22 protein-coding genes are annotated in these 22,973 nt (G+C 72.1%); 16 read left to right on the forward strand and 6 right to left on the reverse strand.

Going from position 1 to position 22,973, the window contains the following annotated elements; all coding sequences use genetic code 11:
- Positions 1 to 52 precede the first annotated feature (52 nt).
- Both mmsB and mmsA read right to left on the reverse strand, forming a co-directional pair.
- Entirely contained in the window at positions 53 to 1,351 is a 1,299-nt protein-coding gene (mmsB, locus tag ACGFNU_RS35710) for a multiple monosaccharide ABC transporter permease (RefSeq protein WP_392600984.1), read from the reverse strand.
- Positions 1,348 to 2,913 carry a multiple monosaccharide ABC transporter ATP-binding protein gene (gene mmsA, locus ACGFNU_RS35715; RefSeq protein ID WP_392600985.1) on the reverse strand — a complete coding sequence of 522 codons (1,566 nt, stop codon included), beginning with the start codon at positions 2,911 to 2,913 and terminating at the stop codon, positions 1,348 to 1,350. Before mmsA ends, mmsB begins: the two co-directional genes overlap by 4 nt.
- Positions 2,914 to 3,081: 168 nt before the next feature.
- Between mmsA and ACGFNU_RS35720 the strand changes: the two genes are divergently transcribed.
- Together ACGFNU_RS35720 and ACGFNU_RS35725 are read left to right on the forward strand one after the other, a co-directional pair.
- Positions 3,082 to 4,320 carry an ROK family protein gene (locus ACGFNU_RS35720; RefSeq protein WP_392600986.1) on the forward strand — a complete coding sequence of 413 codons (1,239 nt, stop codon included), beginning with the start codon at positions 3,082 to 3,084 and terminating at the stop codon, positions 4,318 to 4,320.
- A gap of 14 nt (positions 4,321 to 4,334) precedes the next feature.
- Positions 4,335 to 5,255 (forward strand): ROK family protein, encoded by a 921-nt coding sequence (locus ACGFNU_RS35725; protein WP_392600987.1) that lies wholly within the window; start codon positions 4,335 to 4,337, stop codon positions 5,253 to 5,255.
- Here ACGFNU_RS35725 and ACGFNU_RS35730 read toward each other — a convergent pair whose 3' ends face one another.
- Complete coding sequence (locus ACGFNU_RS35730) at positions 5,256 to 5,825, reverse strand: TetR/AcrR family transcriptional regulator (protein WP_392600988.1); 570 nt, start codon at positions 5,823 to 5,825, stop codon at positions 5,256 to 5,258.
- Positions 5,826 to 5,915: 90 nt separating this feature from the next.
- Here ACGFNU_RS35730 and ACGFNU_RS35735 point away from each other — a divergent pair, with 90 nt between their 5' ends.
- Positions 5,916 to 7,298 (forward strand): MFS transporter, encoded by a 1,383-nt coding sequence (locus tag ACGFNU_RS35735; protein ID WP_392600989.1) that lies wholly within the window; start codon positions 5,916 to 5,918, stop codon positions 7,296 to 7,298.
- A gap of 50 nt (positions 7,299 to 7,348) precedes the next feature.
- Here the strand turns inward: ACGFNU_RS35735 and ACGFNU_RS35740 are convergent, their stop codons facing one another.
- Positions 7,349 to 8,782 (reverse strand): MFS transporter, encoded by a 1,434-nt coding sequence (locus ACGFNU_RS35740; RefSeq protein ID WP_392600990.1) that lies wholly within the window; start codon positions 8,780 to 8,782, stop codon positions 7,349 to 7,351.
- Between the two features lie 98 nt (positions 8,783 to 8,880).
- Here ACGFNU_RS35740 and ACGFNU_RS35745 point away from each other — a divergent pair, with 98 nt between their 5' ends.
- A complete protein-coding gene (locus ACGFNU_RS35745; protein WP_392600991.1) occupies positions 8,881 to 9,486 on the forward strand; it encodes a TetR/AcrR family transcriptional regulator in 606 nt (201 codons plus the stop codon).
- Positions 9,487 to 9,497: 11 nt separating this feature from the next.
- On the opposite strand, the gene ACGFNU_RS35750 is transcribed toward ACGFNU_RS35745, so the two are convergent.
- Positions 9,498 to 9,872 (reverse strand): BlaI/MecI/CopY family transcriptional regulator, encoded by a 375-nt coding sequence (locus tag ACGFNU_RS35750; RefSeq protein WP_392600992.1) that lies wholly within the window; start codon positions 9,870 to 9,872, stop codon positions 9,498 to 9,500.
- Between the two features lie 142 nt (positions 9,873 to 10,014).
- On the opposite strand from ACGFNU_RS35750, the gene ACGFNU_RS35755 reads away from it, so the two are divergent.
- The 11 genes from ACGFNU_RS35755 to ACGFNU_RS35805 all read left to right on the forward strand — a co-directional run bounded on the left by ACGFNU_RS35755 (position 10,015) and on the right by ACGFNU_RS35805 (position 20,637).
- On the forward strand, positions 10,015 to 10,365 hold the full coding sequence (locus ACGFNU_RS35755; RefSeq protein ID WP_392600993.1) for an NADH-quinone oxidoreductase subunit A: 351 nt from the start codon (positions 10,015 to 10,017) through the stop codon (positions 10,363 to 10,365).
- Positions 10,356 to 11,579 (forward strand): hypothetical protein, encoded by a 1,224-nt coding sequence (locus ACGFNU_RS35760; RefSeq protein WP_392600994.1) that lies wholly within the window; start codon positions 10,356 to 10,358, stop codon positions 11,577 to 11,579. Before ACGFNU_RS35755 ends, ACGFNU_RS35760 begins: the two co-directional genes overlap by 10 nt.
- Positions 11,572 to 12,504: a complex I subunit 1 family protein gene (locus ACGFNU_RS35765; RefSeq protein ID WP_392600995.1), complete on the forward strand. Its 933-nt coding sequence runs from the start codon at positions 11,572 to 11,574 to the stop codon at positions 12,502 to 12,504. The genes ACGFNU_RS35760 and ACGFNU_RS35765 overlap by 8 nt, the downstream gene beginning before the upstream one ends.
- A 1-nt stretch (position 12,505) precedes the next feature.
- Positions 12,506 to 13,063, forward strand: coding sequence for an NADH-quinone oxidoreductase subunit J (locus ACGFNU_RS35770; RefSeq protein ID WP_392600996.1), 558 nt, complete (start codon positions 12,506 to 12,508; stop codon positions 13,061 to 13,063).
- Positions 13,060 to 13,365 (forward strand): NADH-quinone oxidoreductase subunit NuoK, encoded by a 306-nt coding sequence (gene nuoK, locus ACGFNU_RS35775; RefSeq protein WP_392600997.1) that lies wholly within the window; start codon positions 13,060 to 13,062, stop codon positions 13,363 to 13,365. The genes ACGFNU_RS35770 and nuoK overlap by 4 nt, the downstream gene beginning before the upstream one ends.
- Complete coding sequence (locus tag ACGFNU_RS35780; protein ID WP_392600998.1) at positions 13,362 to 15,203, forward strand: NADH-quinone oxidoreductase subunit L; 1,842 nt, start codon at positions 13,362 to 13,364, stop codon at positions 15,201 to 15,203. The genes nuoK and ACGFNU_RS35780 overlap by 4 nt, the downstream gene beginning before the upstream one ends.
- Positions 15,200 to 16,684: a NuoM family protein gene (locus ACGFNU_RS35785; RefSeq protein WP_392600999.1), complete on the forward strand. Its 1,485-nt coding sequence runs from the start codon at positions 15,200 to 15,202 to the stop codon at positions 16,682 to 16,684. Before ACGFNU_RS35780 ends, ACGFNU_RS35785 begins: the two co-directional genes overlap by 4 nt.
- Complete coding sequence (locus tag ACGFNU_RS35790) at positions 16,681 to 18,096, forward strand: NADH-quinone oxidoreductase subunit N (RefSeq protein ID WP_392601000.1); 1,416 nt, start codon at positions 16,681 to 16,683, stop codon at positions 18,094 to 18,096. The genes ACGFNU_RS35785 and ACGFNU_RS35790 overlap by 4 nt, the downstream gene beginning before the upstream one ends.
- A 17-nt stretch (positions 18,097 to 18,113) precedes the next feature.
- Positions 18,114 to 18,485: a BlaI/MecI/CopY family transcriptional regulator gene (locus tag ACGFNU_RS35795; protein WP_392601001.1), complete on the forward strand. Its 372-nt coding sequence runs from the start codon at positions 18,114 to 18,116 to the stop codon at positions 18,483 to 18,485.
- Positions 18,486 to 18,498: 13 nt separating this feature from the next.
- A complete protein-coding gene (locus ACGFNU_RS35800) occupies positions 18,499 to 19,437 on the forward strand; it encodes a M56 family metallopeptidase (protein WP_392601002.1) in 939 nt (312 codons plus the stop codon).
- 153 nt (positions 19,438 to 19,590) lie between these two features.
- On the forward strand, positions 19,591 to 20,637 hold the full coding sequence (locus ACGFNU_RS35805) for an NlpC/P60 family protein (protein ID WP_392601003.1): 1,047 nt from the start codon (positions 19,591 to 19,593) through the stop codon (positions 20,635 to 20,637).
- Between the two features lie 7 nt (positions 20,638 to 20,644).
- On the opposite strand, the gene ACGFNU_RS35810 is transcribed toward ACGFNU_RS35805, so the two are convergent.
- Entirely contained in the window at positions 20,645 to 22,078 is a 1,434-nt protein-coding gene (locus ACGFNU_RS35810) for a DHA2 family efflux MFS transporter permease subunit (RefSeq protein ID WP_392601004.1), read from the reverse strand.
- 88 nt (positions 22,079 to 22,166) lie between these two features.
- On the opposite strand from ACGFNU_RS35810, the gene ACGFNU_RS35815 reads away from it, so the two are divergent.
- On the forward strand, positions 22,167 to 22,943 hold the full coding sequence (locus ACGFNU_RS35815) for an AraC family transcriptional regulator (protein WP_392601005.1): 777 nt from the start codon (positions 22,167 to 22,169) through the stop codon (positions 22,941 to 22,943).
- The last annotated feature ends 30 nt before the right edge of the window (positions 22,944 to 22,973 follow it).

The raw sequence follows: 22,973 nt of genomic DNA on the forward strand, positions 1-22,973 counted from the left end.
GCCGACCGTCACGGCGGGATCGGGGACCGCCGCGACGGCCGGTCGTGCTGCGTCAGCCGGTCGCCGGGGCCTTGTCGGCGTCGGGAAGCGAGTCGGCCGGTTCCGCGGCGGCGGGCGGATCGTCGCGCCGGAACGGCCTCATGATCGAGCCGATGACCGAGAAGCGGCCCTGGCTGTTGTTGTAGACGTCGAGCGCGGCGGCGAGCAGCAGCACCAGGCCCTTGATGATCTGGACCAGGTCCGAGCCGACGCCCTCCAGCTGCAGGCCGTTGTTGAGCAGGGCCATGACCAGGCCGCCGACGATCGAGCCGCTGATGGTGCCGAGGCCGCCGGAGACGGCGGCGCCGCCGATGAACACGGCCGCGATCGCGTCGAGCTCCCAGCTGAGCCCGTCCTGCGGGCCGGACGCGGCCGACCGGGCCACGAAGATCATGCCGGCCAGCGAGGCGAGCACCGACATGTTCATCATCACGAGGAAGTTGACCCGCTGGAGCTTCACGCCGGACAGCTCGGCGGCGCGGGAGTTGCCGCCGACCGCGTAGATGTGCCGGCCGCCGGCGGTGTTGCGCGTGTAGAACGAGTAGGCGATCACGAGGACGGCCAGGATGATGCCGGACACGGGCAGGCTGGTGCCGACCCGGCCGCCGGCGAAGCGCAGCGTCGCGAAGATGATGACGCCGACCATGACCGCGAGGCGCACCCCGGAGACCCACATCGGCGTCGGCTCGGTGCCCATCTGCTGCCGGATCTGCCGGGCGCGCCACTCCCTCCAGACCACCCCGGCGCACGCGGCCAGGCCCAGGAGCAGGGTCAGGTTGTTGTAGCCGGTGTTGGGGCCCACCTCGGGCAGGAAGCCGGCGCCGATGTTCCGGAAGCCCTCGGGCACCGGCACCGTGTCGGCGTTGCCGATGAACTGGTTGCCGCCGCGGAACAGCAGCATGCCGCCCAGCGTGACGATGAACGCCGGCACCCCCACGTAGGCGACCCAGAAGCCCTGCCAGGCGCCGATGAGCGCGCCGACCAGCAGGCCGAACACGATCGCCGCGGGCCACGGCAGGTCGTAGTCCTTCATCGCCTTGGCGACCACGATGCCGGTGAACGCGGCGACCGAGCCGACCGACAGGTCGATGTGCCCGGCGACGATCACCATCAGCATGCCGATGGCGAGGATGAGGATGTAGGAGTACTGGCTGACGACCGCGATGAGGTTGCCCGAGGTCAGCGTGAGGCCGTCGGTCAGCACCTGGAACAGCAGGATGATCGCCACCAGCGTGAAGATCATGCCGAACTGGCGGGCGTTGGAGGTGCTGCCCCCGAAGAGGTTCTTCTTGAGGTCTTGGTAACGGCTCATGGCGTCGCCATCTTCTTGGTAGAGGTCATCTGCTTCATGAGGAGTTCCGGGTCGGCGTCGCTCTGCCGCACGTTGCCGGTGATGGTCCCCTCGAACACGGTGTAGACGCGGTCGCACAGGCCGATGAGCTCGGGCAGCTCCGAGGAGATGACGATGACGCCCTTGCCCTGGTCGGCGAGCCGCTGGATGATCCCGTAGATCTCGTACTTGGCGCCCACGTCGATGCCGCGCGTCGGCTCGTCGAGGATCAGCAGGTCCGGATCGGTGAACATCCACTTCGCCAGGACGACCTTCTGCTGGTTGCCGCCGGAGAGCTTGGTGACGCCCTCGTCGACCGTCGGCGCCTTGACCCGCAGGCTGTGGCGGTACTCGTCGGCGGCCCGGTACTCGCGCACCTGGTCGATGACGCCGTGCCGGGCGACCTTCGGCAGCTTGGCGGCCACGATCGAGGTCTTGATGTCGTCGAGCAGGTTGAGCCCGATCGCCTTGCGGTCCTCGCTCACGTACGCCAGGCCGTGCTTGATCGCCTCGTCGACCGATCTGAGCTGGATCTCCTTGCCGTCCTTGTAGACCCGCCCGCCGAGCCAGACCCCGTACGAGCGGCCGAACAGGCTCATCGCGAGTTCGGTGCGGCCGGCGCCCATGAGGCCGGCGAAGCCGACGATCTCACCGCGGCGGACGTTGAAGCTGGAGTTCTTGCACACCAGCCGCTCGGTGGAGATCGGGTGGCGCACCGTCCAGTTCTTGACCTCGAAGAACACCTCGCCGATCGCGGGCGTGCGGTCGGGGAACCGGCGGCTGAGCTCGCGGCCCACCATGCCGCGCACGATGCGGTCCTCGTCGACGCCGCCGGCGCTCACGTCGAGCGTCTCGATGCTCCGTCCGTCGCGCAGGATCGTGATGGAGTCGGCGATCGCCTCGATCTCGTTGAGCTTGTGCGAGATGATGATCGAGGTGATGCCCTGCCGCTTGAACTCGCGCAGCAGGTCGAGCAGGTGCCGCGAGTCGGCCTCGTTGAGGGCCGCGGTCGGCTCGTCCAGGATGAGCAGCTTCACCTCTTTGGCGAACGCCTTGGCGATCTCGACGAGCTGCTGCTTGCCGACGCCGATGTCTTTGATGAGGGTGTCGGGCTCCTCCTTGAGGCCGACCTGCTCCAGCAGTTCCAGGACGCGGCGCCGGGCGGCCTTCCAGTCGATCGCGCCGCGCCGCCGCGGCTCGTTGCCGAGGAAGACGTTCTCGGTGATCGACATGCCGGGCACCAGCGCGAGCTCCTGGTGGATGATCACGATGCCGGCGTGCTCGCTGGCGCGGATGTCGCCGAACCGGACCTCCTGGCCCTGGTAGGTGATGTCACCGCTGTAGGTGCCGTGGGGGTGCACGCCGCTCAGGACCTTCATGAGCGTCGACTTGCCCGCGCCGTTCTCCCCGCAGATCGCGTGGATCTCGCCGGTGCGGACGACGAGGTTGACATCGGCCAGAGCGGTCACGCCGGGGAACGTCTTGGTGATCGAGCGCATCTCGAGCAGGACCGGGGCGCGGTCCACCCGGCTGGCTTTCGACATCGACAGTCTCCGATGATCTTGTCCGGTGAGACCGGGGCGAGGCGCCGGTTCACCGCTGTGGTGCCTTCATGTGAGGTGCGTTACGTTGCGGCACCTTAAATCCAATTGATTTACAAAGTCAACGCCAAGGGACAGAATGTCGCAGGCGTCGAGCAGAGAGGACCCAGGGTGCGGCAAGCAGGTACGAATCTCCCCAAGGTGGGCCGGTACAACCGAGCGGTGGTGCTGGACCAGATCCAGCTCGCCGACGGCGTCAGCCGGACGGAGATCGCCCAGCACACCGGTCTCACCCCGCAGACAGTCTCCGGCATCGTGCGCCGGCTGCTCGACGAGGGCATCGTGCGCGAGGACGGCTCCAGCCGCGTCGCCGGCACGGGGAAGCCGCGCACCACGCTCCGGATCAACCCCGACGCGGGCAGCGCGGTCGGGCTCCACTTCGACCCGGTCGAGCTCGCCTGCGTGGTGGTCGACCTGCTCGGCAAGCCGCTGGTGCTGAAGCGGCGCCCGACACCGCCGGGCGCCGACCCGGCGGCCGTCGTCGAGGCCATGGCGGATCTCGTCGGCGATGTGCTCGCCGAGGCGAAGGTGCCGCGCGACCGGGTGCTCGGCCTCGGCCTCGCCAGCCCCGGCCCGATCGACCAGTACTCCGGCATGGTGGTCACGCCGCCCAAGCTCGCGCACTGGACGCGCGTGCCGGTGAAGCAGCAGCTGAGCGAGGCCACCGGCCTGCCGGTGACGCTCGACAACGACGCCACCGCCGCCGCGATCGGCGAGCGGTGGTCGGGCGCGGGGAAGGGCGTGGCCAACTTCGCCTACTTCTTCTTCGGCACCGGCATCGGCGGCGGTCTCGTCCTCAACCACCAGGTCCACCGGGGCGGCTCGCTCAACGCCGCTGAGTTCGGCCATACGACCGTGCTGCCGGACGGACCGGAGTGCTACTGCGGCAACCGGGGCTGCCTGGAGATCCTCGTCAGCCCCGCCGCGATCATCGCCGAGACGCACCGCCGGCTCGGCGAGCAGGTGGGCAGCGTGCTGTCGGAGCCGTTCCGCCGTGATCCGGCCACGGTCGACCATGCCGCGATCCGGCTCGCCGCCGCGTCCGGCGACCCCCTCGCGGGCGAGATCATCGACGCGGCCGCGCGGCACGTCGCCTCCATCGCCGTCAGCGTCGTGAACATCACCGACGTCGACCTCATCGTGCTCGGCGGCCACGGCATCCGGCACGTCGAGACGCGGTACGTCGACGCCGTCACCGCGGCCGTCGCCAGCCGCCCGCTGTCGCGGCACATCCGCGTGGTGGACGTCGCGCCCTCGCCCCTCGGCGCGGACGCCGCCGTCGTGGGCGGCGCCTCGCTCGTCCTGCACGCCACCTACTCGCCGCAACTGTCGGCGCTGCTCACGGATTGACCGGAAGGACGCACATGGACGACGTCGTGCTCGCGGTGGACATCGGCGGCACCAAGATCAGCGCCGGCCTGGTCAGCGCGGCCGGGGACGTGCACCGGCACGCCGAGGTCGCCACCCCCGCGGCCGAGCCCCGGCTCACCGAGGCGCTGCGCGGGTTGCTCGCCTCGACGATCGACGGCGTGCGGCCGACCGCCGTCGGCCTGGCCTCGGCCGGGCCGGTCGATCTGCCGAACGGCACGATCAGTCCCGTGAACATCCCGGCCTGGCGCGACTTCCCGGTGGTCAATCTCGCCCGCGACGTCGTGCCCGGCGTGCCGGTCACCCTCGTCCTCGACGGCATCGCCGCGGCGGTGGGCGAGCACTGGCGCGGCGCCGGACGCGGCGCGACGTCCATGCTCGGGATCGTCGTGTCCACCGGCGTCGGCGGCGGCCTCGTGCTCGACGGCGCCCCGTACGCCGGACCGAGCGGCAACGCCGGCCACCTCGGCCACACGGTCGTCGACCCCGCCGGCCCGGCGTGCTCCTGCGGCGGGACCGGCTGCGTCGAGGCCTACGCCAGCGGCCCGTCCATGGTCCGCTGGGCCAGGGAACACGGCTGGACCGGCCCCGACGCCCGCGCGCTGGCCGCCGACGCCGCCGACGGTGACACCGTCGCCCTGGAGGCCTTCGACCAGGGCACCCAGGCGCTGGCGCGCGGCATCGCCGCCACGTCGGCACTGTGCGATCTCGACCGCGTCGTGATCGGCGGCGGGGTGTCGGCCGCCGGCGAGGTGCTGTTCGCGCCACTGCGCCGGCACCTCGAACGCCTGGTCACCCTCGACTACACGCAGCGGGTGACCGTCCACCCGTCCACCCTCGGCCGGCACGGCGGCCTGCTCGGCGCCGCGCGCAGCGCCCTCCTCGCCGCACGGGCCGGAGCACCAGCACGCACCTGATCAGGGGGGCGCCATCAGCGACCGGACGGTCGCGATGACGATGTCCGCGGTCTCGTTCTCCTTCAGGTCGTCGTTGCGCGTCTGCTCCGCGGCGGTGATCAGGACCGCGTGGATGACGTTGACCAACCAGGCGATCGGCAGGTCGGTGCGGAAGGTTCCGTCGTCCTGGCCCCGGCGGATGAGGGCCTCGACGCGCTCGGCGGGGGCGGCGTGGAGCTCGCGGATGCGCCCGGGCGGCAGCGTGCCCTGGGCCGCGGTCAGCAACGCCGTCGACTCGGCCACGAGTGACCAGCTGGAGGCGAGCAACCGGCTGAGGGCCTCGAACGCGTTCCCGCCGAGGTCGACGCCGGCCAGGGCCTTCTCGCCCTCGTTCAGGGCGTCGACCAGGGCGGCCTCGATCAGCTCCGGCCGTGTCCGGAAGTGGCCGTAGAGCGTCATCCGCCCCACGCCCGCGGCCTTGGCGATGTCGTCGGTGCTCGCGTTCGGATCGCTGCTCAGGCTCCTGCGGGCGGCGGAGACGATGCGGGCGATGTTGCGTTCGGCGTCGGCGCGCCGTCGCGGGCTGCTCATGAGGACAGCTTAACTCGTACGGGAATATACGTGTTACGCTTCGCGCTAGAAGTCGTATATGTACATACGAGTTATGGCGGGAGCCCCTCGATGACACATGAACCGACCACACGGCCGCATCCGTTGCGGTGGCGCATCCTCGGCTTTCTCGGCGTGGCCCAGCTGATGCTGATCCTCGACGTCACCGTCGTGGCCATCGCGCTGCCGCACATCGAGACCGATCTGGGCCTCGGCCGGCAGGCCGTGACCTGGACCGTCAGCGCCTACACCCTCGCGTTCGGCGGCCTGATGCTGCTGGGCGGACGGGCCGCCGACCTCTTCGGCGCCAAACGCGTGGTGCTCGCCGGCCTGCTGATCTTCACGGCCGCGTCGCTGGCGACCGGGTTCGCCGACGACGCCGGCCTGCTGCTGGGCGGCCGCATCGCCCAGGGAGTCGGCGCGGCGCTGCTGTCGCCGTCGGCGCTCTCGCTCGTCGTCGGGCTGTTCGACGGCGACGAGCGGAACAAGGCGCTCGGGGTGTGGTCCGCCCTCGGCGGTGGCGGCGCGGCCCTCGGCGTCCTCGTGGGCGGGCTGCTGACCGCCGGTCCCGGCTGGCCCTGGGTCTTCTTCGTCAACGTGCCCATCGGGCTGGTCATCATCGTCGCGCTCGCGCGGATGTTGCCGCACCAGGCCCCGCCCACGCCCCGGCCCAGGCTGGACATCCTCGGCGCCGTACTGGCCGCCGCCTCGTCCGTCGCGTTGATCTATGCGCTCATCCGCGCCGGAGACGACGGATGGCTCACCGCGGCCGGCGGCTGGCTCGTCCTGGCGGCCGGGCTCGGCTATCTCGCCTTCGTGGTGCGGCAGAAGACCGCCAGGTCGCCGATGATGGACGTCGGGCTGCTGGCCCGGCGTCCCGTGGCCACCGGCACGTTTCTCATCCTGATGGCCACCGCCCTGATGATCGCGGTGTTCTTCCTCGGCACGTTCTACTTCCAGCACGCGCGGGACTACGGGGCTCTTCGCACCGGTCTGCTGTTCCTCCCGGTCGCCGTCGCCACCATGCTCGGGGCCGACCTCACCGGCCGGGCCATCGGCAGGCTGGGGGCGCGCCCGCTCGCGGTGGCCGGGCTGCTCGTCGCCGCGATCGGCCTGGCCCTGCCCGCACTGGTGATGGAGCCGGCGACCGTCGCCGTCGGCACGGCGATCGCGGGTGCCGGGACCGGCGCGCTGTTCGTCGTCGCGTCGGCGACCGCACTCGGCCAGGTCGCCCCGCACGAGGCCGGGATCGCCTCCGGCATCGTCAGCACGTTCCATGAGTTCGGCGCCTCCGCCGGAGCCGCCGTCATCTCCAGCGTGGCGGCGGCCAGCCTCGTCAGCGACACGCTCTCGGGATTCACCGACGGCTTCGTCCTGGCCGCGGTGGCCGCCGCGGCCGGGGCCCTCGTGGCCGCCGTCCTGACCCCGGGCATGCCCAAGCAGGCCGTCGCGTGACGGCCGGACCGGCCGGCCGCTTTCCGCGCTGGAGCGGCCGGCCAGGTCGTTCAGTGCGCGTGCGGCATGGCGCTCATCTGGGGTTTGCCAGCCGGGACGAGAACGGCCGCGAGGAGGGCCGCGACGGCGGCGGTGATCGCCGTCGCGGTGTAGGCGTCGGTGAATCCGTCGATCGACGGCGCCGCGCTCAGCCCGGCCGCGGCGAGCGTGGACGCGGTCGCGACGCCGATGGCCCCGCCGAGTTCGTGGAAGGTGTTGATGACGCCTGAGGCGAGGCCCTCCTGGCCGTGTTCGATGTGGGCGAGCGCCGAGGTGGTGGCGGTGACGAAGACGGGACCGACTCCGGCGGCGGCGATGACGAGGCCGGGCAGCAGCCCGGTGTAGACGCTGCCGTCCGCCGAGAGTTGGGTCAGGAGACCGGTGCCGATGGCGACCAGCGCGAGACCTGTCGCCGCGACGGCCCGGGTGCCGATGACGCTGACGAGCCGCCCGGCCAGATGCGCCCCGGCGCCGGTGGCCAACGCGGCGGGCAGGAACAGCAGGCCCGTTTCCAGCGCGCTGATGTGGCGCAGGTGCTGGAGGTAGAGCGAGCCGAGGAAGAACAGAGAGATCAGCAGGCCCGACCCCGCGAGCATCAGGAACGCGCCGACGGCGACAGGGCGCCGCGCCAGCATCCCGACGTGCATCAGCGGTGTGCGCGTGGCCCGTTCGATGACCGCGAACGCCGCGTACAGGACGACGGCGGCGGCCAGCGGGATGAGCGTCCCGGCGTCGCTCCACCCCTCGTCGCCTGCGGTGACCAGGCCGTAGATGAGCGCGGCGGTGGCGGCGGTCACGGTCAGCGCGCCGAGAAGGTCGATGCGCGGCCGGTCTCGGCGAGCGTGGCGAACGGCGGGCACGGCCGAGGGGAGCGCGGCGAGCACGGCGACGCCGACCGGCACGTTCACGAAGAAGACCCATCGCCAGCCGGGCCCGGCGGTCAGGACGCCGCCGACCAGCACCCCCGCCGCGAAACCGATTCCGCCGAGGCCCGCCCACACGCCGAGGGCCTTGTTGCGCTCCTCGCCGTGGAACGTCGTGGTGATGATCGCCAGGGCGGCGGGGGACAGGAGTGCCGCGCCGACGCCCTGGGCGATCCGTCCGCCGATCAGCAGCGTCTCGTTCTGCGCGAGGCCGGTGGCCAGCGAGGCGAGCGTGAAGGCCGCGAGGCCGGTGAGCGCCGTCCGCCTGGCTCCGAAGAGATCCGCGAGCCGTCCGCCGAGCAGCATCAGGCCGCCGAAGAACAGCGTGTAGGCGGTGACGGCCCAGGTGAGCGTCGTGCGCCCGAGCCGCAGGTCGGCGCCGATGTCGGGCAGCGCGACGTTCACCACCGTGACGTCGAGGATCAGCATGAACTGGGCGACGCTGATCAGCGTGAGCGCCGTCCAGCGCCGTGGCGCGCCCGCCTCTGGAGGTGCGGCCGGGACGTGCGAGGGATGCGACATCGAGACTCCTAACCCGAACAAGCATGTTCGGGTTATATAAACCCCTGCCCGGTATTAAGTCAAACGGTGCTGTTCGGGATTCGGGTAGGATCGGCCGCATGGCAGAGAGCAGCGGGCAGGCCGTGGCGCGCCGCGGCGGCGGGCGCAAGAGGGCCGACGCCGAACGCAACATCGCCCTGATCCGCGCGGTCGCGGCCGAGTGCCTCGCCCGCGACCGCAACGCCTCCATGAGCGACATCGCCAAGGCCGCGGGGCTGGGACGGGTCACCCTCTACGCGCACTTCGCCTCGCGGGAGGACCTGCTGCGGGCCGTGCTCGCCGAGGCCATCGCCGAGGGGACGGAGGTCATCACGGCGGCCCTGCCCGAGGACGGTCCGCCCGCCGAGGCGTTCGCGCGGGTCATCCGTTCCTGCTGGCCGTTCCTGAGCCGCTACGGCAGCCTGCATGCCGCCGCGCGACGCGCGCTACCGCCCGAGGAGGTGCGCGGCTTCCACGATGAGCCGCTGGCCCAGGTGGAACGGCTCATCGACCGCGGCCGGGCGGAAGGTGCCTTCCGAGGTGACTTGCCGCTCGAATGGCTGGTGACGTCGGTGTACACGCTGCTTCACGCGGCCTCCGACGACGTCGCCGACGGGCGGCTCGCGGGCGAGGACGTCGGGGAGATCCTCGTGAAGACCCTGCTTGGCCTGCTCAGGGCCGAGTAGGCGTCGGAGGCTTACGTTCTGCCCTCGGGTGGCACCACTTTGAGTGCCGTCCGCAGCGCCTCGGCCTCTTCAGGAGACAGGTCGGAGAGGAAGTGCACGAGCGCGGCGGCCTGGTTGTCGCTGGTGGCGAGCGCCTCGCGCATGAGCCTGGCGGTGTAGCCCTCGCGGGAGCTGACCGGCTCGTAGAGGAACGCGCGGCCCTCGCGCCCGCGGCGCAGCCAGCCCTTCTTGTGCAGGTTGTCCATGACGGTCATCACCGTCGTGTAGGCGATCGTCCGCTCCCGCTGGAGGTCCTCCAGGACCTCGCGGACGGTGGCGGGACGGCCGTAGGACCACAGCCGGTCCATGACCACGGCCTCCAGATCGCCGAAGCGCTGCCCGGCCATGCCCACCACCCTGTCGATCCCCTCGCCCCCGCGGCCACGCGGATACTACAGGTCATAGTAGGCCGAGGCGGAGGTGGATCACTCCGCCGAATCCGGGTAGTACCTACGGCGTGTCGGAGCCTCGTCCGGAACGTGGGCGGCCATGAACGGCTATCAGGCCGCGCTGGTCCTGGTGCTGCTCGCCGTGGCGATGGTCGCGGCGGTCTACGCGCTGGGCGCGCTCGCCGCCGTGACCCGGTCTCCTCTGGAGGGCGGCCCGTTCGCGGCGGGCGAGCTTCCGGCCGAGCACGCCGTCAGCCGCTTCCATGTGCGCTGGTACCCGATCACCATGATCTTCCTGGCCTTCGACATGGAGATGATCTTCATGTACCCATGGACGGTCGTCGTGGCGGACATGGGCGCCAAGGCCGTGGTGGAGATGTTCCTCTTCCTCGGGCTCCTGCTGGTGGGCGTCCTCTACGCCTGGCGTGAGGGAGCCCTGCGGTGGGTCTGAGCGAGGCGCTGTTCAGGTTCGCGGCGACGGCGCCGCGCCCGCTGGTGGTGGCGGTGCCGGGAGGCACCGCGGTACGGCTGGCGGCGGAGCGGGAGCTCAGGCTCCGTGGACGGCGTCCGGCGCTCGCGCCGGCCCAGGCGAATCTCCTCGTCCTCTGCGGAGAGCCGGCCGGGGCTCTCGAAGCCGCCGCACAGCGCGTATGGGAGCAGATCCCAGCGCCGCGAGCGCGCGTCGAGGTGCGCCTTCCGGGCGACATGGCGAGGCTGCTGGACGAAGCGGCGGAATCGCTGGCCCACCGCGATGACCAACGTGCTCAGGCCGCTGTCCGTCGGCGTGCGCAGCCGACGGTGGAGGCCGAGGCTGCTGAGGGCGGCGGCGGGCATGACCATCACCACGGCCATCACGGGGAGATGGCCTTGCCCGGCGGGCTGGCGATGGCCGATCGTGCTCCGGACCGCGACGGGCTCAAGCTGGATCGCCTGCACGTCACGCTCGGACCGGTGCTGAACGATTGGCCGGCGGGGCTGGTCCTGCGGGTCGCCTTGCAGGGCGACGTCATCCAAGAGGCGCGAGCGGACGTTTCCATGCGGCCCGCCGATGGCACCGCGTTCTGGGACGAGCCGTGGCATCGCCTTCGCGAAGGCGACCGGGTCTCCCGCGGAGAGCTGGCGCGGCGCAGGGCGGCGGCCCATCTCGACAGCCTCGGCCGCCTGCTGGGCGTCGCGGGGTGGGAGGGCCCCGCGTGGGCCGCTCGCGGCCTGCGAGACGATCTCCTGACCGGGGCCGGGCGCGCGGCGATCGTCCCGAGGTTCGCGCGGTTCGCTCGCCGGGCCGGCCGTTCGCGGCTGTTGCGGGCGATGACCGACGGCCTGGGCGTGATCGATGCCGAGGCGGCCACGGCGCACGGCATCACCGGCCCGGCGTCGCGCGCGGCCGCTTCCGGCGGTGATGTCACGGCGCGCTGGCGGGTCTGGCTGGCGGAGACAGCCGAGGCGCTCGATGACCTGGAGTCGAGCGAGCCGGGTACGCCCGCCGAAGGCCCGCGTGGTTCGGTGGCCGAGCGAAGAGCGCCGAGCGAGAGCCTGCTTTCGGCGTTGCCCTCGATGGTGAACGGCGCGGAGCTGGCGGCAGCGCGGCTCATCGTGGCGAGTCTCGATCCCGATCTCGACGGGCTCTCCGATCGGGCCGCCGCCGAGGCGGCCGCCCATGAGTGACGACATCGGATTCTGGGCGGTCGCGGGACTCCTGGTGGCGGTGGGCGTGCTGGCGTTCGCCGCGGCGATGCTGGACTCGGTCATGGGCGCCGCCGCGATGGGCCGCGCGCGTCCGGCGGGCGCGATGCTCGATCCCGTTCGCGAGACCGCCCGGCTCCTGGTCCAGCAGCGCGCCGTCGTGCCTGCCTCGGACTCCGTCCTGCGGCTGATCGGCACAGGCGGGATCGTCGTGGCCGCCGCGCTCGCCGCTCTCGTGGTCCCGATCGGCGCGCGGCCCGTCGCGGACCTCGACATCGGCGTGATCTGGTTCAACGCGATGGAGGTGCTGGTCTGGGCGGCGCTGTGGCTGATCGGCTGGGGCTCCAACGCGCCGTTCGCTCTCGTGGGCGGCTACCGCTTCATCGCCCAGGGCTTGGCGTACGAGTTGCCGCACATGTTCGCGCTCATCACCGCCGCGCTGGGAGCGGGTTCGCTGCGCGTCGGTGACGTGGTCGACGCTCAGGCCGGACTGTGGTTCGTGGTGTGGATGCCGGTCGCTTTCGCCGTCTACCTCCTGTCGGCGCTGGCCATGGCGTTCTGGGGGCCACTCGCGCAGCCGGTCGACGACGACCTGGCGGGCGGCGCGGTGAGCGAGCTGGCGGGGCCCGACCGGCTCGTGTTCCTGGCGGGCCGGTACGCGTTGCTCGCGGTCACGGCGGCGTTCGCGGTGCCGCTGTTCCTTGGCGGCGGGGCGGGGCCGTGGCTGCCGGACTGGGTCTGGACGCCGCTCAAGACGGCCGCCGTTCTCGGTGTGCTGGTGTGGGCGCGCTGGCGGCTGCCCGCCGTGCGGATGGACCGGTTCTTGGAGATCGCCTGGATGGTGCTGATCCCGGCCGTCCTGCTCCAGGCCCTCGTCGTCGGTATCGTCGTGGTGGTGCGGGGCTGACATGGGCGACGCGGGCTTCTGGATCCTGGCGGCGGGCGCGGTGGCGACCGGCGCGGGCGTCTTCCGGGTCGACTCGATGGCGCGCGCGACGTTCCTGCTGCTGGCGTCCTTCCTGTGCGCGGCGGGCGAGCTGCTCCTGCTGGGGCTGGGCTACCTCGGGCTGGTCATCGTGCTGATGATGACCATGGAGATGGTCGTCATGGCGGTCTTCATGGTCATGTACATGATGAACCCGGCCGGGCTGATGCCCATGACGATGGTCCACAACCGGCGGGCGGCGGCGGTGATCGCGGTGGTCACCTTCGTCCTGCTCACCGCCGGGATCCTGCTCACCCCCTGGCCGGAACGGCGGGGCGCGCGGCCGGCGGATTCGACCAGGCAGCTCGGTGAGGCGATCATGGGGCCGCAGATGCTGCTGATGATCGTGATCGGCGTCGCCATCCTGGCCACGATGATCGCGAGCGTGGCGCTGGCGACGCACCGGGGCCGGTACGACCGGTACGGCGACCGCCTCGACCGCCGGCGGCCCGAGGACCCGATTCCGGGAGGCCGCCGGTGACGCTCGACGCGTTCCTGATCCTCGCCGCGGCGCTCTTCGCGGTCGGCCTGTACGGGGCGCTCACCCAGCAGTCCATCGTCATGATCATGATGGGCCTGGAGCTGATGGTGAACGGGCTGCTCGTGGCGGGCGGCGCGTTCTGGTACTTCGTCGCCCCGGCCACCGCCGACGGGCAACTGGTCGTCCTGGTCGCCGTCACCGTCATGGCGCTGGAGATGGCGATGGGCTTCGCCGTCACGACCGCCATCTTCCGCGCCCGCGACGTCGACGTCACCGACGACGCCGAGGACCTCAAGGGATGAGCGCGCCGGCCTGGCTGCTGCCCGCCGTGCCGCTGGTCACGGGCGGTGCGCTGGTGACCGCCGGACGGCGCGCCGACCCGTGGGCACCCGCCGTGGGAGTGGCCGCCGCGCTCGCGTCGCTGGGGCTGGCGATCGCGGCGGCGGCCGTCCGGCCGTCGGCGACCGCGCCGTTCATCGCGGGCGCCCCGGTGGGCGTGGCCGTGGACGGGCTCTCCGCCGTCCTGGTCGTGACCGTCACGGCGGTGACCCTCGCGGTGCTGGTGTACTCGGTCGGGGAGTTCGGGCCGGACGAGGCGCGAGCGCGCTTCTTCGGGCTGATGTCGCTCTTCGCGGGATCGATGCTCGTGACCGTCACGGCCACGACCCTGCCGCTGCTGCTGATGGCCTGGGAGGTCATGGGAGCCACCTCGTACGCGCTGATCGGGTTCTGGTGGCGCGAACCGCGGCGGGCGGACGCCGCGACCACCGTCTTCCTCACGACCCGGACGGGCGACCTCGGGCTCTACATCGCCGCGGGAGCCGGGCTGGCCGGTGCGGGCACGCTGGCGCTCGACCGGCTCCCGCAGGCGAGCGGCGGCTGGCTCCACGTGGTCGCGGCCGGAGTCGTCGCCGCCGCGCTGGGGAAGTCGGCGCAGCTTCCGTTCTCCTTCTGGTTGTCGCGGGCGATGGAGGGCCCCAGCCCGGTATCGGCGCTCCTGCACTCGGCGACCATGGTCGCGGCGGGCGCGTACCTCCTCCTGCGGCTCCAGCCGCTGCTCGCCGCCACCGGCTGGGCGGGGCCGCTGGTCGCCTGGACCGGCGCCGTGACCGCCCTGGCGCTGGGCGCGGTCGCCGTCGCGCAGCGCGACCTCAAGCAACTGCTGGCCGCGTCGACCTGCGCCCAGATCGGATTCATGGTGCTCGCGGCCGGAGCGGCCGGGGTCAGCGGAGGAGTGGCGCATCTCGTCGGTCATGCGGCGACCAAGAGCCTGCTGTTCCTCGTCGCGGGGATCTGGCTGGGCACGCTCGGGACCAAGGACCTGCTCGCTCTGCGAGGCGCCACCCGCCGATGGCCGCGCGTCGGGACTGCCTTCACGGTGGGCGGTCTGGCCCTCGCCGGGCTGGCGCCGCTTTCTCTCTGGGCGACCAAGGACGCCGTCCTGGCGGCGGCGTGGAAGGAGAACCCGGGGCTGTACGCGGTGGCGCTCGTGGCCGCGTTGCTCGGTGCCGTCTACTCGGCCAAGGCGATCACGCTGGTGTGGCAGCGTTCCGGCGGCGCCGCGGAGACCACGGGAACCGTGGGCAGGTGGCGAGCCGCTCCGTTGCCGGTGCTGGCCGTGATCGCCGCCGGGGTCGGTGTCTATGCCGTCCCGGCGGTCGCCGAAGCGTTCGCCGACCTGGTGGATCTCCCGGTGGTCGAGCCCGAGCCGTGGCAGCTCGTCCTCTCCGCTGTGCTCGCCCTGGTGGTGGTCATCGGCACGGTCGTCGGCGTCCGTCACGGCGTCCGCCTGCCCCGCCCCGTCCAGGTTCCGTTCGCGGGATGGCTGGGGCTGGAACAGGCCGCGCATCTGCTCTTCGTCCGTCCGACCTTCACGCTCGCCAACGCCCTCGCCCGCTTCGACGACCGGGTGGTGGACGGGGGAGTACGCGTCGCGGCCAAGGCCGTCCACCACGCGGCACGGCTCGCGGACCTGCGCCTGGAACACCCGATCGACGCCCTCGTCAACGGCGTCGCAGCTGCCTTCCGCTGGCTGGGCCAGGTGGCCCGACGTCCGCAGACGGGACAGCTGCACGCTTACTACGCGCAGGCGGCGGTGCTCTTCGTCGCCCTCGCCGTGATCCTGGTGCTGGTGAGGTGACCGTGCTCAGTCTGGTGATCTTCTTGCCGCTGGCCGCCGCGCTGATCCTGGGCGCGCTGCCGCGCATGACCGGCACGGCCGTCCGGATCGCGTGGGTGACGGTCTCCGTGGCCGACCTCGCTCTGGTGGCCTGGCTGTGGGCCGGCTACGAAGCGGACGACGGTATTGGTTACGAGACCGAGCTGCGGTGGATCCCATCGGTGGACTCGGGCTACCACGTGGGCGTCGACGGGCTCTCGCTCCCGCTCCTGGCGCTCACGGCGGTGCTCTTCCTCGCCTGCGCCGTCTATCCGGCGCCCGAGGGCGGCCGCCTCCGTGCGTACGCCGCGCTCTTCCTCTTCCTGGAGTCGGTCTCCCTGGGGTTGTTCGCGGCGCTCGACCTGATCCTCTTCTTCGTCTTCTTCGACCTGTCGATCGTCGGCATGTACTTCGTCATCGCCGTGTGGGGCCACGGCGAGCGCGGCCGGGCGGCGCTGAAGTTCTTCCTCTACACCTTCCTCGGCTCGCTCGCCCTCCTCGTGGCGTTCATCGGGCTCTTCCTCGCCGCCGACCCGCACACCTTCGACATGGTCGAGCTCGCCCGGCAGAACCCCCTCGCCAGAGGCGGGACGACCGCCGGGCTGGTACTGCTCGCGCTCGGCGCCGGGCTGGCCGTCAAGACCCCGACCGTCCCGTTCCACACCTGGCTGCCGCCCGCGCACACCGACGCGCCCGCCGCCGGGTCGGCGATCCTCGCCGGGGTGCTGCTGAAGATGGGGACGTACGGCTTCGTGCGCATCGCCATGCCGATGCTGCCCGACACCTGGCGACGCTACGCCTGGGTCACCGTCATCGTCGGGCTCGTCAGCGTCCTGTACGGGGCACTGGTGGCGCTGGCCCAGGAGAACTTCAAACGCATGGTCGCCTACACCTCCGTCAACCACATGGGCTACATCGTCCTCGCGGTCGGGGCTGCCGGAGTGCTGGCGCACGGCGACGCGCAGGCACGGGAGCTGGCGGTCACCGGCGCGGTCACGCAGATGGTCAGTCACGGGCTCATCACCGGCGGGCTCTTCCTGATCGCGGGGGTCCTGTACGACCGGCGCCGCACCTACGAGATGGGCGAGTACGGAGGGCTCGCCGGGCAGGCCCCCCTGCTCGGCGGGCTGGCCGCCGTGGCCGCGTTCGCCTCACTGGGGCTGCCGGGGTTCTCCGGCTTCATCGCCGAGTTCCAGATCTTCACGGGCGGGCTGGCGACCGCCACGGTGGCGACCGCGCTCGCCGTGCTCGGCATCCTCGTCACGGCCGGGTTGTTCCTGCGCGCCTACCAGCGCATGTTCCTGGGGCCGGGCGACTCGGCGTTCGCCGATCTCACCATGGCCGAGACGGCCGCGATCGTGCCGCTGCTTCTCGTGGCGCTCGTCATCGGGATCTTCCCGCGGTTCCTGCTGGACGTGATCGAGCCCGCGTCGCGCACGGTCGTGGAACTGGTCGCGCGGTGAACGAGGACCCGGTCGCGCTGCTGCCCGAGCTGATCCTGCTCGGGGGAGCGGTGCTCGGCCTGCTCACGGGTCTGTTCCTGCCCCGGGCACGGCAGTGGGTGGTCTCGGTCATCGCCGCCACGGCGCTCGTGGCAGGGATCGTCGCGGCCCTCATCGCGGCCACCGGGCCCGACGAGATGGCCTTCGAGACGTACGCCATCGACATCGGAACGCACGCCACGCGGATCACGGTGATGGCCGCGATGCTCCTGGTGCTCGGGATCTCCCGTGACACGGTGCGCGGCCACGCCCGCGAGACCGAATTCGTCACGCTCCTCCTGCTCGCGGCTCTCGGCACGGTGCTGCTGGGCGGGGTGAGCGATCTGCTCCTGCTGGTCGCCGCGTATCTCCTGGCCGGCATCCCCGCGTACGCGCTGACCGGCTTCGGCAAGGACGCCCTCGGCACTGAGGCGGCGCTGAAGTACTACCTGATGGGCGCGTTCCTGGGCGTCGCGATGCTCGCGGGCGTCACCGTCCTGTACGGCGCGACCGGAAGCACCGGATATGCCGCGCTTCGCGAGACGGCCGGGGGAGCGCCCTCCGGCGCGATGGCCGTGGGCGTCGTCGCGCTGATGGCCGGGCTGGTCTTCAAGACCGGCGCGGTCCCCGGGCACTTCTGGGTGCCCGACGTCGCCGAGGGCGCGTCCGCCCCGGTCGCCGCGTTCGTCACCACCGTCCCCAAGATCGGCGGGCTGGTCGCGGTCTACCGGCTGTTCGACCAGGCGCTGGAGCCCGCCGACGTCCGCTGGCGGCTGCTGATCGCGTTGCTGGCCACGGCGAGCATGACGCTGGGCAACCTCGCCGCGTTCTTCCAGGACGACCCGCGACGCCTGCTCGGCTACTCGACCATCAGCCAGGTCGGGTACGCGCTGCTCGCGGTGGTCGCCGCCGGGCGCGACGACGCGTTCGGGCTCGCGGCGCTGCTGTTCTACCTCGCCGGATACGCCGTCACCAACCTCGGCGCCTTCGCCGTCGTCGCCGAGTTTCCGAAGGCCCGCACGCTGGACGGCTACACCGGGCTGTTCCGGAGCCATCGCGGCCTCGCCCTGGCATTGATCGTCTGTCTGCTGGGTCTCGTCGGCACCCCGCCCACGGCCGTGTTCGTCGGTAAGGTCGGCGTTTTCACGGCGGCCGCGGACGCGGGCTTCGGCTGGCTCATGGTCGTCGCGGCGATCAACACGGTCGTGAGCCTCTTCTACTACTTGCGCTGGGTGGTGCCGTTGTTCGCCCGGGAAACGACCTTGCCGGCCGGGCGGGCTGTCCTGGAGCCCGCCGGCCGGTGGAGCCGGGGCGTCGCGTACGGATGCGCCGTGGGCACCGTCGTCCTCGGGCTCGTCGCCGGTCCGGTGCTCGACGCCTTCACGGCACAATGAGGGATGGAGGTGGCGCTGTGGCTGGATTGAGCGGCTCGCTCGAGCGCGCTGTGATGGACGTGCTGTGGTCGGCGTCCGGGCCGCTGCGGGTTCGCCGGCTCCTGGAGGCGCTGAACGAGGGAGCATCCAAACCGCTGGCCTACAACACCGTGCAGACGGTGGCCGAACGACTCGTCGCCAAGGGGATGGTCGTGCGCAGCCCCGACGGCCAGGCCTTCCGGTACGCCCCGAAACGCGCCCGCGAGGACTACGCCGTCGAGCTGATGCTGGGGGCGCTGACCGAGAGCGCCGACCATGGCGCGATCCTCACGCGGTTCGCCGAGAGCGTCGCCCCCGAGGACGCCCGTGAGCTGCTGGAAGCGCTGCGCCGGCGCACCGGCGGGCACTAGGTAACGTGACTCCATGCCCGCGCTCCTGATCGGCCTGGTCGCCGCCACCGTCCTGCTGGGCTACCCGGCCGGGCCGGCCCTGGCCCGGTTCCGCCCGTTCGCCGATCATCCCGGTGCCCAAGTCGCCTGCTGGGCGGGGCTGCTGCTGGGCACGGTCGCGGCGACCACCGCCCTGATCACGATCGCGCTGTTCGCGCCCCCCACGCCGGGGCACGGCGTCCTGGAGTGGCTGCAGGACTGCCTGCCCCACCATTCGCCCGTGGCCTTCGTCCTGGGCGGGCTGGCCAGCCTCGCGATCCTGGGCGCGTGCGGCGCGCGGCTGGCCCAGGGGCTCCCGCGGCTGTGGCGTTCCCTCCGCCAGCGACGTGATCACCGCTCGATGCTGCATCTCGTCGCGCGGGAAGACCACCGGAACGCCGACGTCCTCCTGCTCGACCACCCGCTGCCGGTCGCGTACTGCCTGCCGTCCCGCTGGCGGCCGATCGTGCTCAGCACCGGCGCCCAGGCCCGGCTCACCGATCTCCAGCTCCAGGCCGTCCTGGCGCACGAGCGCGCCCACCTCCGGCAACGCCATCACGCGCTGCTGCTGTTCCTCGATCTGACCCACACGCTGCTGTCGTGGCTGCCCACCGTTCGCCGCGCCAAGGCGGTCCTGCCGACGCTCCTGGAGATGTCCGCCGACGACGCGGCGGCGCGCAGGTGGGGGAGGCGGACGCTCGCCGGCGCGCTGCGCCAGGTCGCGGCCACGCCGGGGCTCGCCGGAGCGCTCGCCGCGGCCGGTCCCGGAGACGGCCCGCTGTCGCTCCGGCTCACCCGGCTCGAGACCGCCGTCCCCGCCGGTCCGGCGCACCACACCCGGCGGGTCCTCGCCTGGACGGTGGCCGCGGTCACGGCCGTCGTGCCGGTCGTCACCGCCGCCGCCGCGCTCTCCTCGCTCGCCGTAGTCTGCTGACCCGGCTGCGGCGTATGGGGCAATTTCCCGACTTGGGTGGCGATGCCGCCCTTAACCTCCTACGCTCTGTCGGAGTCAGGGCTCCTATGCCCTGTAGGAGCCTGCGCGCGGGTGCCGCGCCGGGCCGAGGACTCCGATCCGAAAGGTGCGTAGATGCTGCGACGAGGCGCCACTGGCCCGGGCCAGGCGTTCACCCGCCTCACCGCGGCGGCGGCCGGGACGGCCACCATCACCGTGACGCTGGCGTTCCTGCCGGTGAATCCGGCCGTGGCCGCGCCCGAGCCCTCCCGCCGGGAGCTGACCGCGCAGGAGAAGAAGCTCGCCGACCAGGCCGAGCAGCTCAGCGAGCAGTACAACGGGCTGCGCGTGCGGCTGAAGCAGGCGCAGCGCGCCGCCACGGTGGCCAAGGAGAACGCCCGGCGCCAGAGCGACGCCCTGGCGAAGGTCCGGGCCCAGGTCGCGCAGGTGGCCGCGGACGCCTACAAGAACGGCGACGTCGACCCGGCGGCGGCGATGGTCTCCTCGGGCGACCCGCAGGCGGTCCTGGACCGCTCCGCAACCCTGAACTTCTTCGCCCAGCAGCACGGCACCCAGGTCGGGGCCCTCCTGCAGGCCGTCCAGTCGTCCGAACGCGCCCGCAGGTCGGCGGACGCCCGCGCCAAGGAGGTGCGGGACCTCACCGCCGAGGCCGAACGCAAGCGGCGCGAGTTGCAGACCCGGCTCAAGAAGGTCCAGAAGGCGCTCGGCAAGATCTCGTCCTCCTCGCCGTCCAAGCGGGGCTCGGCTCCGGACGTCGCCCCCGGCAAGGCGTCGGCCAAGGCAATGGGGGCTGTCCGCGCGGCGCTGAACCAGCTCGGCGTCCCCTACTCGTGGGGCGGCGGCAGCGCGTCCGGGCCGACCTACGGCACCGCGCAGGGACGCGACATCAAGGGCTTCGACTGCTCGGGGCTGACCCTGTACGCGTACGCCCAGGTGGGGGTCGGCCTGCCGCACTACACCGGGAGCCAGTTCAACGCGGGCACCCGCGTCTCCCAGAGCCAGCTCCAGCCGGGCGACCTCGTCTTCTTCTACAGCGACCTGCACCACATGGGCATGTACATCGGCGGCGGCAAGATGGTCCACGCCCCGCAGACCGGCGATGTCGTCAAGATCAGTACCATCTCCGGCCGCCCCTTCGCAGGCGGCGTCCGCATAGCCTGACCCCGCCTCATCGGTGCCGCGCCGGAGTCCGGGCATCGGCAGGGGATTCTGACTCCGGGCGATGTGCCCTGAGCAGCGTGGCCATGACGAGGCCGCCGACGACCAGGAGGCCGGCGGCGATGGTGAGCGCGAACGAGAAGCCTTCCCCCGCCGGACGACCGGAACCGGGCAGGGCGTCGCTGCGACGTTCGGCGACGGTGACCAGCACCGCGACCCCCACCGCGCCGCCGAGCTGCTGGACGGAGGTGAACAGGGCCGACCCGAGACCGGCGTTCTCCCCGGTGGTGCCCGTGACCGCGGCCGCCGTCAGGACCGGCAGGCTCAGCCCGCATCCCAGGCTCGTGACGAGCAGGCCCGGCAGCACGCCCGCCGGGTACGGATCGCCCGGCGCCACGCCGGACAGCAGGAGCAGCCCGGCCGAGCTGATCAGAAAGGACAGGGTGAGGGCCCAGCGCGGGCCCATCCGCGTCATCGTCCGTGTCGCGAGCCACATGCCGGTGAGGATTCCGGCGCCGAAGGGCAGGTAGGCGACACCGGCCTGGAGCGGACCGTATCCGAGCACCGTCTGCAGGTGGACCATCAGCAGGAAGGCCATCGCGTAGAAGGCCGCGGAGAACAGCAGGGTCGCGGCGTTGGCGACGGCGCGCGTTCGATCGGACAGGAACGACATCGGCACCAGAGGCTCGGCCGCCCGAGACTGCGCCACGGCGAATCCAGCGGCCAAGACGGCGGAGAGAAGCAGCGGGGCGAGGACGGCCGTGTCCGTCCAGCCTGATTCGCCGGCCTGGAGCAGGCCGTAGACCAGGGACACCACGGCGGCGGTGCCCAGGACGGCGCCGGGCACGTCCAGGCGCGCCCGGCGGCCGGCCCGGCTCTCGGTGACCAGACGGGGCATGAGGACGAGGGCGGCCGCGGCCACGGGCAGGTTGATCAGGAAGATCCAGCGCCACGACGTGAGGTCGGTGAGCGCCCCGGAGATCACCAGGCCCGCCGTGCCGCCCAGAGCCGCGATGCCGCCCCAGACACCCAGCGCTCTGGCGCGTTCCCGGGCTTCGGGGAACAACAGCGTGATCAGCGCCAGCGCGGCGGGGCTGGCCATGGCCGCCCCCGCGCCCTGGACGAAGCGCCCGGCGACGAGTTGCCAGGGCTGCTGGGCGAGCCCGCAGGCCAGGCTCGCCGCCCCGAACAGCGCCACCCCGGTCATGAAGACCCGGCGTCTGCCCAGCAGGTCGGCCATGCGGCCGACCAGCAACAGCAGCCCGCCGAAGGCCAGGAAGTAGGCGTTGACGACCCAGGCCAGCCTCGGACCGCCGAAGCCCAGGTCGTCGCGGAGGCTGGGGAGGGCGACGCTCACCACGGTGTCGTCCAGGACCAGCATGAACTGCACGAAGCACAACACGACCAGCGCCGCTCCGCGGCGGTCGGAGATGGAATCGATCATCACCCGGACGACGCTATGCAGCGGTCGGTTTGGCCACAATCCGCGATGGGGCCAGCTCATATCGCGTTGAGGACATATCCTGGCGGACATGATCGAGGTCGTCGACACCGCCGTCCCGGCAGGGGTGGGCGTCATCGTCGTGGGGCACTTCCCGCTGGCGTCCGGCGACTGGATCGCCCCGCACAGCCATACGCACCACCAGCTGGCGTGGACGCGGAGCGGTGTGCTCGGCGTCGCCGTCGATGACTCGTACTGGGTTCTGCCGCCCGCCCGAGCCCTGTGGCTGCCGGCGGGAGTCGTGCACCGGACCGGCGCGACGCGCGACGCGGTGCTGTGCGGGCTCTACTTCGATCCGGAGCGATGCGCCCTCGACTGGGCGGAGCCCACCGCGGTCGGCGTCGGCGGGCTGCTGGCCCATCTGATCGCCCACCTCGCCCGCGACGACCTCGCCGACGACGCGCGGCTGCGGGCGGAGGCGGTGGTGCTGGATCTGCTGCATCCGTTGCCGGCCCTGCCGATCGAGGTTCCGGTGCCCGTGGACGAACGTGTCCGCGCCGTGGCGGACGCCCTGCTCGCCGACCCCGCCGACCCGCGCGGCCTTGAAGCCCACGCACGGGCGATCGGAGTGAGCCGGCGTACGCTGACCCGGCTGTTCGTCAGTGACACGGGCATGAGCTTCGACCGGTGGCGCACCCACATGCGGCTGCGGGCGGCCCTGCCGCTCCTCGCCGAAGGCCGGTCGGTGTCGCACGCCGCGCGCGCCGTCGGGTACGCGACCCCGAGCGCCTTCCTCGCCGCGTTCCGCCGGACCGTCGGCACCTCGCCCGGGCGCTACCTCAACGGGGACACCGCCCTCGGCGTTTGATCGCACCGGCGGCGCCCGCACTACGATGGC

Source organism: Spirillospora sp. NPDC048911 (assembly GCF_043198015.1).
Classification (GTDB): domain Bacteria; phylum Actinomycetota; class Actinomycetes; order Streptosporangiales; family Streptosporangiaceae; genus Spirillospora.

Coding starts and splice junctions, on each gene's coding strand:
- ACGFNU_RS35740 (WP_392600990.1), bottom strand. CDS start 8,782: ATGTCGCATCCCTCGCACGTCCCGGCCGCACCTCCAGAGGCGGGCGCG.
- ACGFNU_RS35810 (WP_392601004.1), bottom strand. CDS start 22,078: ATGATCGATTCCATCTCCGACCGCCGCGGAGCGGCGCTGGTCGTGTTG.
- mmsB (WP_392600984.1), bottom strand. CDS start 1,351: ATGAGCCGTTACCAAGACCTCAAGAAGAACCTCTTCGGGGGCAGCACC.
- ACGFNU_RS35730 (WP_392600988.1), bottom strand. CDS start 5,825: ATGAGCAGCCCGCGACGGCGCGCCGACGCCGAACGCAACATCGCCCGC.
- ACGFNU_RS35770 (WP_392600996.1), top strand. CDS start 12,506: ATGGGCGACGCGGGCTTCTGGATCCTGGCGGCGGGCGCGGTGGCGACC.
- ACGFNU_RS35755 (WP_392600993.1), top strand. CDS start 10,015: ATGAACGGCTATCAGGCCGCGCTGGTCCTGGTGCTGCTCGCCGTGGCG.
- ACGFNU_RS35780 (WP_392600998.1), top strand. CDS start 13,362: ATGAGCGCGCCGGCCTGGCTGCTGCCCGCCGTGCCGCTGGTCACGGGC.
- ACGFNU_RS35750 (WP_392600992.1), bottom strand. CDS start 9,872: ATGGCCGGGCAGCGCTTCGGCGATCTGGAGGCCGTGGTCATGGACCGG.
- ACGFNU_RS35745 (WP_392600991.1), top strand. CDS start 8,881: ATGGCAGAGAGCAGCGGGCAGGCCGTGGCGCGCCGCGGCGGCGGGCGC.
- ACGFNU_RS35735 (WP_392600989.1), top strand. CDS start 5,916: ATGACACATGAACCGACCACACGGCCGCATCCGTTGCGGTGGCGCATC.
- ACGFNU_RS35765 (WP_392600995.1), top strand. CDS start 11,572: ATGAGTGACGACATCGGATTCTGGGCGGTCGCGGGACTCCTGGTGGCG.
- ACGFNU_RS35815 (WP_392601005.1), top strand. CDS start 22,167: ATGATCGAGGTCGTCGACACCGCCGTCCCGGCAGGGGTGGGCGTCATC.
- ACGFNU_RS35800 (WP_392601002.1), top strand. CDS start 18,499: ATGCCCGCGCTCCTGATCGGCCTGGTCGCCGCCACCGTCCTGCTGGGC.
- mmsA (WP_392600985.1), bottom strand. CDS start 2,913: ATGTCGAAAGCCAGCCGGGTGGACCGCGCCCCGGTCCTGCTCGAGATG.
- ACGFNU_RS35725 (WP_392600987.1), top strand. CDS start 4,335: ATGGACGACGTCGTGCTCGCGGTGGACATCGGCGGCACCAAGATCAGC.
- ACGFNU_RS35805 (WP_392601003.1), top strand. CDS start 19,591: ATGCTGCGACGAGGCGCCACTGGCCCGGGCCAGGCGTTCACCCGCCTC.